Origin of the sequence: Sphingomonas sp. (genome assembly GCF_035555815.1) — a bacterium.
Taxonomy (GTDB): domain Bacteria; phylum Pseudomonadota; class Alphaproteobacteria; order Sphingomonadales; family Sphingomonadaceae; genus Sphingomonas.
Window position 1 is genome coordinate 1 of record NZ_DATMGG010000231.1, and the last position, 8,540, is coordinate 8,540.

An 8,540-nucleotide genomic window follows, 5' to 3' on the forward strand; every position below is an offset into this window, starting at 1 on the left:
CCGGATCCTGTCCGGCGCCCTCCTGCCGGGCGACCGGCTGCCGGTCGAACATGAATTGATGGTCGAATACGGCTGTTCGCGAATGACGGTGAACAAGGCGCTGTCTGCGCTCGCGGCCGCCGGGCTGATCGAGCGCAGGAAGCGCGCCGGCTCCTTCGTTGCCAGCCCCCGCTTGCACGCGATGGTGCTCGACGTCCCCGATCTGATGCAGGAAATCGGGCGGCGGGGCCAATCCTACCGGTTCGATATGCTGGACCGGAAGGTCGCGCGGGGGCAGGGCGACGGCGGAATGAGCGATCTGGGGCCGGGCAGGGTGCTGATCGTCACCGGGTTGCACCATGCGGATGGCCGGCCGCTCGCGATCGAGCACCGCATCGTCAGCCTCAACGCGATCCCGGCGATCGAACAGGCCAGGTTCGACAGCGAGCCGCCCGGCACCTGGTTGTTGCGCCATGTACCGTGGACCGATGCGGAAACGCGGATATCGGCGACGGCCGCGAGCGAGCACGACGCATCCGCGCTCGGGCTGGACGCCGGGGCGCCGCTGCTGAGGATCGAGCGCCGCACCGCGCGCGGCGCCGACCGGATCACCTATGTCAGCCAGTCGTTCCGCGCCGAGGCCTATGACTTGTTCGCCCGCTTCAGCGCACGGGATGCCGCCGGGCGATAGTTTCGAGCCGCGCAGCGATCGCGATCGTCACCCCGCGTGCGCGGCGATCCACGTCTCGACCACCGGGGCGATCCGGTCGCGCCATTTGGACCCGTTGAAGATGCCGTAGTGGCCGACGCCGGGCGCCATATGGTATTTCTTTTCCTTCGCCGGCAGCCTGGTCGCCAGCGTCAGCGCCGCCTTGGTCTGGCCCAGCCCCGAAATGTCGTCGCGCTCACCCTCTATCGCCAGCAGCGCGATGTCGGTGATCGCCGCCGGATCGACCGCGCGACCGCGATGGGTCATTTCGCCCTTCGGCAGCGCGTGGCGCTGAAACACGACGTCGATCGTCTGGAGGTAGAATTCGGCGGTCATGTCACACACCGAGCGATATTCGTCGTAGAACGCCATCGTCGATTCGGCGCCCTCGTCGTCGCCCTGGACCAGGTGTTTGAACATCTCCCAATGCGACATCATGTGGCTGCCGAGGTTCATCGTCATGAAGCCGGCGAGCTGGAGGAAGCCGGGATAGACCCGCCGTCCGGCGCCGGGATAGAGCATCGGCACGGTGGCGATGACATTCTGTTCGAACCAGGCGTGCGGGCGTTCGGTGGCGAGCGTGTTGACCGCGGTCGGCGCCTCCCGCGTGTCGATCGGCCCGCCCATCAACGTCATCGTGCGCGGGCGATTGGGGTGCCGGTCGGCGCTCATCAGCGCGGCGGCGGCATAGCAGGGCACCGACGGCTGGCACACCGCGAGCAGGTGCGGGCGCGCGTCGCCGCCCTCCGCGACGCTGGCGGCGCCGATATGCGCGAGGAACTCGACGACGTAATCGACATAGTCGTCGAGGTCGAAACCGCCGTCGGACAGCGGCGCCAGCTTCGCATCGCGCCAGTCGGTGATGTAGACGTCGTGGCTCGGCAGCATCCGCTCGACCGTGCCGCGCAGCAGCGTGGCATAGTGGCCGGACATCGGCGCGACGATCAGCAGCTTGGGCCCGCCGGTCACCCCGTCGCGGACGAAATGCTTGAGCTGGCCGAACGGCTTGCGCAGCACGATCTCCTCATGGACGGCGACCGAGCGGCCGTCGACGGTCGTGCGGGCCAGCTCGAATTCGGGTTTGCCGCGCGGCGCCGCAGCATGGCCGAACACCTCGAGCGCCGACGCCAGCACCGGCCCGCCGCCGAAATAGGCGAACGGGTTGGCGGGATTGTTGAGCAGGCCGGCGGAGAAATTGGCGAAAGCACTGGCCCCCGCCAGCATCGACCGCTGCATTTCATAGGCGTCATAGAGCATCGGGTATGGTCCTCGCGGGGGTCGAAAGCCGCGGCCCCACCGGGTGGTATAACGTGCCGCAGTTGCGAAACAATGAGCTTGGCAGGGATTTGCCGGAGAATCGTATATTTTTGCTTCGCCGACGTCGGGGTGCCTGTGAAGGAGATTGGTTCGCGCAGAGGCGCAGAGGACGCAGAGCTGTTTGGATCGCGGTGGCCGGTGCCGCGCCGGCGGCCTCTAACTATGTCTCGCTGACGCGTGACGGCAGCCATTGAGCGCAGCCATTGGGGGTAACACCTCTGCGTCCTCTGCGCCTGTGCGCGAACCAGCCATATTCTTCACGCCTCCGCGTCAATCATAACGCTCCCACCCCGTTGCCCGCCACGCCCACAACGCCTAGTCGGGCGCGCATGGCTGATGCTCCTTCTCCGCCACGCGGCCGGCTTGGCGATCTCGCGATCGTCTGGCGCTTCACCGCGCGCTATCCGCTGCATATCGTCCTCGCGCTGATCGCGCTGGTGACGGCGGCGGGCGCGACATTATGGGTGCCGCGCACCTTCAAGCAGGTGGTCGACAAGGGTTTCGCCAGCGGCGATTTCAACGCGATCACCATCGCGCCCTATTTCCAGGGGCTGATGGTGGTGGTCGTCGTGCTGGCGCTGGCGACGGCGGCGCGCTTCTACCTCGTCTCGTGGTTGGGCGAGCGCACCGTCGCCGACATCCGCGCCGCGGTGCACCGCAACCTGCTCCGCCAGCCGCCCGGCTGGTTCGAGACCAACCGCCCATCGGAGATCGCGTCGCGGCTGACCGCCGACACCGCCGTCATCGAACAGATCGTCGGCGGCACCGTGTCGATCGCACTGCGCAACCTGCTGGTCGGCATCGGCGGGGTCATCACGCTGTTCGCGCTGGCGCCCAAGCTCGCGCTCTACCTGATCATCGGCCTGCCGCTGGTGACGCTGCCGATCGTGCTGCTGGGGCGGCGGGTGCGCAGCTTCTCGCGCTCCAGCCAGGATCGCATCGCCGATATCGGTGCGATGGTGGCGGAAACGCTGGGCGCGATGCGGATCGTCCAGGCGTTCGGCCAGGAGGATCGCGAGAGCGCCCGCTTTGGCGGCGCGGTCGATCGCGGCTTCCAGACCGCCAGGCGCCGCTTCGCCACCCGCGCGGTGATGACGGCGGCGGTGATCTTCCTGCTGTTCGGCGCGATGACGCTGATCATGTGGGACGCGGTGCAGGACGTCGCCAACGGCACCATTTCCGGCGGATCGATCACCGCCTTCGTCATTACCGCCGGGCTGGTGTCGGGGTCGTTCGGCGCGCTGACCGAAGTCTATGGCGACCTGCTGCGCGGATCGGGCGCCGCCGCGCGGCTAGCCGAACTGCTGCGGGTCGAACCGGAGATCCGCGCGCCGGCCAACCCGCGCCCACTGCCCGAACCGGCGCTGGGGTCGATCGTGTTCGATCACGTCACCTTCCGCTATCCCACGCGGCCCGATCTGCCCGCGCTGCACGATTTCTCGCTGGAGATCAGCCCCGGCGACACCGTCGCGGTGGTCGGCCCGTCGGGCGCGGGCAAATCGACGCTGTTCCAACTGATCCAGCGATTCTACGATCCGCAGGGGGGGGAGATCCGCGTCGACGGCGTACCGGTGCCCGCCGCCGATCCCGCCGCGATCCGCCGGCGCATCGCGATGGTGCCGCAGGAAACGGTGATCTTCGCCGCCACCGCCCGCGACAATCTGCGCTACGGCCGCTGGGATGCGGGCGACGAGGCGATCTGGGCGGCGGCGGAGGCGGCCAACGCCGCCGATTTCCTGCGCGCGCTGCCTGATGGACTGGACACCTTCCTGGGCGAAGCGGGCGCGCGGCTGTCCGGCGGCCAGCGCCAGCGAGTCGCGATCGCCCGCGCGCTGCTGCGCGACGCCCCGATCCTGCTGCTCGACGAAGCGACCAGCGCGCTGGATGCCGAGAGCGAGCGGCTGGTCCAGTCGGCGCTCGACCGGCTGATGGCCGATCGCACCACGCTGGTGATCGCGCATCGGCTCGCCACCGTGCGCGCCGCCAGCCGGATCGTGGTGATGGACGCCGGCCGCATCGTCGAGGCCGGCACCCATGCCGAACTGATCGGTGCCGGCGGCCTCTATGCCCGGCTCGCCAGCCTTCAGTTCAACGAGGCGGCGTAGCCCCGGCCTGTCCACCGCAACGGCGGGTTCGCCCCGGCAGGGCGCGTCAGAAGCTGAATTCGATGATCAGCCAGATCATCGCCGCCAGCGCGATCACCCCGATCGCGCACAGGCCGATCAGGAACAACAGCGACGTTGATCCTATGCCCAGCGCGGTGCAGATCAGCGCGGCCAGATAGACGACGATCGCGATCACCAGCATGGCGCGCGCATATCTCAGCGCTCGCCGCACGCCCCTCATCGGGTCGCGTTGTACTTCAGCTGGTCGTCGGTCAGCTGGAAGCCGACCAGCGCCTCGAAGCTCGCCTTGAGCACGGCGGTGCGCACCGCCGGGTTGGTCAGCGGATCGACCGCGGCGTCGGCGCGGCCGGCCTTGCGCTGCTTGGTGATCTGGTCGCGCACGTCCTGCGGCAACGTCGCGGCGGCGCGCTCGACATAGGCGCCGGCGGTGGCGGATGCCCTGGCGCGTTCCTGGCCCGGCTCGAAATGGACGGTCACCTGCGCGACTCGCTTGGCGACGACGACGGTGCCGCCCTGCACCACCGTGCTGTAGAAGGGGAAGGTGACGTCGCGCGCGCCGTCGGTGCGGGTGCGGCGCGCCAGCACGTCGAATGTGATCGCGGTGTAGATCGGGTCGACCGTGTCATTGCAGGTCGATCGGACGTCGGTGATCAGCGCGGCGACGTCGATGTCGGCGGCGGTCCGCCCGGTGGGTGAGGTGAACAGCGTGATGTCGCCGGTCGCGGCGGGCACGCCGACAGACGGGCAGGCGGTGCGGACCGCGGTGATGCCGCCGGTCGGGTCGATCTCTCCGCGACTCGCGCAGCCTGCGGCGAGCAGCGACAGGGCGGCGATGGCGATGTGGCTGCGGGCTTTCACGGGGGACCTTTCCAATACGCGCGGGGGCAAGCCCGCAGGTCGCGTGGCTACCAAGCGCCTTCCGTGCGCGCAAGCAATCGCGTAGAGCCGGTCGCGATGACCAAGCCTGCGCTCACCCTGCTGATTGCCGCCCCGCGCGGTTTCTGTGCCGGCGTCGACCGCGCGATCCGCATCGTCGAACTGGCGATCGAACGCTATGGCGCGCCCGTCTATGTCCGCCACGAGATCGTCCACAACAAGTTCGTGGTCGAGAGCCTGAAGGCCAAGGGCGCGGTGTTCGTCAAGGAGCTGGACCAGGTGCCGGACGGCGTGCCGGTGGTGTTTTCGGCGCACGGCGTGCCCAAGGTGGTGCCGGCGGCGGCGGCGGAGCGCGGGCTGTCCTACCTCGACGCGACCTGCCCGCTGGTGTCCAAGGTCCATCGCCAGGCCGAGCGGCTGGTCGCGGCGGGCAAGCATATCCTGTTCGTCGGCCACGCCGGCCACCCGGAGGTGATCGGCACGTTCGGCCAGGTGCCCCCCGGCGCGATGACGCTGATCGAGTCGGCAGAGGAGGCCGAACGACTCGCCCCCGCCGATCCCGCCAACCTCGCCTTCCTCACCCAGACCACGCTGTCGGTCGACGATACCGCCGAGATCCTGGCGGTGTTCGAACGGCGCTTTCCCGACATCGTCGCGCCGCGCGCCGACGACATTTGCTATGCCACGTCGAACCGGCAGGCGGCGGTCAAGGCGATCGCGCGCGAATGCGATCTGATGCTGGTGGTCGGCGCGCCCAATTCGTCCAACTCGGTCCGGCTGGTCGAGGTCGCGGCGCGCGAGGGGACCGCCGCACGGCTGGTCGAGCGCGCCCAGTGCCTCGACTGGGCGTGGCTCGACGGGGTGAAGACGGTGGGGCTGACCGCCGGCGCCTCGGCCCCCGAACTGCTGGTGCGCGAGTTGATCGACCTGCTCGCGACGCGCTACGCCATCACCGAGCGCGAGGTGGTGACGACGGTCGAGGACCTGGCGTTCAAGCTGCCGCGCGAGCTTCAGGCGGCCTGAACCTTCCATTCCGTTCGCCCTGCGCTTGTCGAAGGGGCGCCGTTTTTCTACCGCCGCACGACGAATGGGCCTTGGGGAATAGAGTTGGCGGTCTACACGCAGGTTTCAGCCGAGGCGCTGGCATCGTTCCTGACGCGCTACGATGTCGGTGAACTGGTGTCGGCCAAGGGAATCGCCGAGGGGGTGGAGAACAGCAACTATCTGGTCGACACCACCGGCGGCCGCTTCATCCTGACGCTTTACGAGAAGCGGGTGGCGGCGAGCGACCTGCCCTATTTCATGGCGCTGCTCGATCATCTCGCGGCCAAGGGTCTGCCGGTGCCGCCGGCGATCAAGGACCGCGCGGGCGTGGAGATTCAGGAACTGGAAGGCCGCCCGGCGTGCCTGATCCGCTTCTTGCCCGGCGTGTCGGTGACGCACCCCACCCCGGCGCAGGCCGGCGCCGCCGGGCGCGCGCTTGCCGATCTTCACGCCGCCGCCGCCGATTTCACCGGCGACCGCCCCAATTCGATGGGCGCCGATAGCTGGCCGCCGCTGTTCGAACGGTGCGGCCGCAGCCTCGATCAGATCGCGCCGGGGTTGCACGGCGACATCGGCCGCGCGCTGGATCAGGTACTCGCGGCATGGCCCGGCGACCTCGATCGTTCGGCGATCCACGCCGATCTGTTTCCCGACAATGTCCTGATGCTGGGGGACAAGGTCGCCGGGCTGATCGATTTCTATTTCGCCTGCACCGATCTGCGGCTCTACGATCTGGCGATCATGCACGCGGCGTGGTCGTTCGATCCGACCGGCCACCATTATGACCCGGCGGTCGGCGACGCGCTGATCGCCGGCTATGCCGAACGCTTTCCCTTTAGCGACGCGGATCGCACCCACTTCAACCGGCTGGCAAGCGGCGCCTGCTTGCGCTTCACCCTGTCGCGCGCATGGGACTGGCTCAATACCCCCGCCGACGCGCTGGTGACGCGCAAGGACCCGCTGGCATTCTGGCGGCGCCTGAGGGTCTACGACCCCGATCTCGCCAGCCTGCTGGAGACGCTGCGATGAGCGCGCTGCCGCATGTCGAGATCGCCACCGACGGCGCGTGCAAGGGCAACCCCGGCCCCGGCGGCTGGGGCGCGGTGCTGCGCTTCAACGGCACCGAAAAGGACCTGTCGGGGGGCGAGAACCCGACCACAAACAACCGTATGGAGCTGATGGCGGCGATTCGCGGACTGGGCGCGCTGACCAAGCCGTGCCGCGTCACGCTGTCGACCGACAGCCGCTATGTGATGGACGGGCTGACCAAGTGGATCCACGGCTGGCAGCGCAACGGCTGGAAGACGGCGGACAAGAAGCCGGTCAAGAACGCCGACCTGTGGCAGGAACTGCTGGCGGCGGCCAAGCCGCACACGATCGAGTGGGTGTGGGTCAAGGGCCATGCCGGCCACCCCGACAACGAACGCGCCGACACGCTGGCGAGCGACGCCGCACTGGCGGCCCGCAAGGGTTAGGGCGGGCGCCCCCCGCCGCCGTCGTCACCGCGGTACAAAGGGCGGGGCGATGATGTCGCCGGAAACCGAACGGCGGCCCCGCCCGACCCGGACTCTGACCTGATCAGCTATTGTCCTCGGTCGGCGCGTCCGGCCCGTTCTTCTTGATCGAATCGATCGCGTTCTGCGCGCTTGCCTTGCTGGCATAGCCCTCGGTCGCGAACATCACCTCGCTGTTGTACTTGAAGCGGACGCGGTACTCGCCCGCCTTGTCCTTATAGATCTCGAACTTGTGCGCCATGTCAGGGACCTCCCGAATCACCAAGGGAGGTTGAGGCTAACCGTTCGCCCCGCAACTGTCACCGACCGAAACGATCGGGTGCATAGGGCAGCGGATCGAGCGCTGGCGTGCCGCCGACCAGCACCGCCGCCGCCAGCCGCGCGGCGGCGGGCGCGGTCTGGATGCCGAAGCCGCCTTGCCCCGCGCACCAGAAAAAGCCCGGCTCGGCGCGGTCGAAGCCATAGACCGGCAGCCGGTCGGGCGCGAAGCTGCGCAGCCCGGCCCATTTGCGCTCGACCGCCGCCACCCGCCAGTCGACGACATGCTCCAGCCGGTCGATCGCGATCGCGACGTCGAGTTCCTCGGGCTGGGCGTCGGTGGGCAGGCTGGGGGTCTCGTCGTGCGGGCTGAGCCACAGCCGCCCGCCCGCCTCGGGCTTGAAATAGAAGGTGCCGCTGATGTCGCCGATGTGCGGCAACTCCATCGGCACCGCGGGATCGGTGCGCAGTTGCGCCAGCGTGCGGCGATAGGGCTGGATGCCGATCGGCGCGATGCCGCATCGCTCGGCGACGACATCGGCCCACGCCCCGGCGGCGTCGATCAGGATTCCCGCCGCGACCGCGCCGTCGGCGGTTTCGATCCGCCAGTCGCCGCCGCCGTCGCGCGCGGCGGATCGAAGCCCGGCGCCCAGCCGGACCACCGCGCCGCCACGGCGCGCGCGGGCCAGCGCGTCGGCGTGGAGAGCGGCGACGTCG

Annotated in this window: 10 protein-coding genes; 5 read left to right on the forward strand and 5 right to left on the reverse strand. The window is 69.1% G+C overall.

Annotated elements, in window-relative coordinates; all coding sequences use genetic code 11:
- On the forward strand, positions 1-670 hold a 670-nt coding region (locus tag VNR91_RS13305; RefSeq protein ID WP_325491255.1), incomplete at its 5' end, for a UTRA domain-containing protein.
- A 27-nt stretch (positions 671-697) separates the two neighbouring features.
- Here VNR91_RS13305 and VNR91_RS13310 read toward each other — a convergent pair.
- Positions 698-1,945: a polyhydroxyalkanoate depolymerase gene (locus VNR91_RS13310; RefSeq protein WP_325491256.1), complete on the reverse strand. Its 1,248-nt coding sequence runs from the start codon at positions 1,943-1,945 to the stop codon at positions 698-700.
- Between the two features lie 389 nt (positions 1,946-2,334).
- On the opposite strand from VNR91_RS13310, the gene VNR91_RS13315 reads away from it, so the two are divergent.
- Entirely contained in the window at positions 2,335-4,110 is a 1,776-nt protein-coding gene (locus tag VNR91_RS13315; RefSeq protein ID WP_325491257.1) for an ABC transporter transmembrane domain-containing protein, read from the forward strand.
- A gap of 46 nt (positions 4,111-4,156) precedes the next feature.
- Here the strand turns inward: VNR91_RS13315 and VNR91_RS13320 are convergent, their stop codons facing one another.
- Complete coding sequence (locus VNR91_RS13320) at positions 4,157-4,312, reverse strand: hypothetical protein (RefSeq protein WP_325491258.1); 156 nt, start codon at positions 4,310-4,312, stop codon at positions 4,157-4,159.
- A gap of 35 nt (positions 4,313-4,347) precedes the next feature.
- Positions 4,348-4,989 carry a hypothetical protein gene (locus VNR91_RS13325; RefSeq protein ID WP_325491259.1) on the reverse strand — a complete coding sequence of 214 codons (642 nt, stop codon included), beginning with the start codon at positions 4,987-4,989 and terminating at the stop codon, positions 4,348-4,350.
- A gap of 96 nt (positions 4,990-5,085) precedes the next feature.
- Between VNR91_RS13325 and ispH the strand changes: the two genes are divergently transcribed.
- The 3 genes from ispH to rnhA all read left to right on the forward strand — a co-directional run bounded on the left by ispH (position 5,086) and on the right by rnhA (position 7,526).
- A complete protein-coding gene (gene ispH, locus VNR91_RS13330; protein ID WP_325491260.1) occupies positions 5,086-6,030 on the forward strand; it encodes a 4-hydroxy-3-methylbut-2-enyl diphosphate reductase in 945 nt (314 codons plus the stop codon).
- An 84-nt stretch (positions 6,031-6,114) separates the two neighbouring features.
- Positions 6,115-7,080, forward strand: coding sequence for a homoserine kinase (thrB, locus tag VNR91_RS13335; protein WP_325491261.1), 966 nt, complete (start codon positions 6,115-6,117; stop codon positions 7,078-7,080).
- Positions 7,077-7,526, forward strand: coding sequence for a ribonuclease HI (gene rnhA, locus VNR91_RS13340; protein WP_325491262.1), 450 nt, complete (start codon positions 7,077-7,079; stop codon positions 7,524-7,526). Before thrB ends, rnhA begins: the two co-directional genes overlap by 4 nt.
- A 103-nt stretch (positions 7,527-7,629) precedes the next feature.
- On the opposite strand, the gene VNR91_RS13345 is transcribed toward rnhA, so the two are convergent.
- Positions 7,630-7,806 carry a YegP family protein gene (locus VNR91_RS13345; protein WP_325491263.1) on the reverse strand — a complete coding sequence of 59 codons (177 nt, stop codon included), beginning with the start codon at positions 7,804-7,806 and terminating at the stop codon, positions 7,630-7,632.
- A gap of 58 nt (positions 7,807-7,864) precedes the next feature.
- Positions 7,865-8,540, reverse strand: a 676-nt coding sequence (locus VNR91_RS13350) for an FAD-binding oxidoreductase (protein WP_325491264.1), incomplete at its 5' end; no start/stop codon positions are given.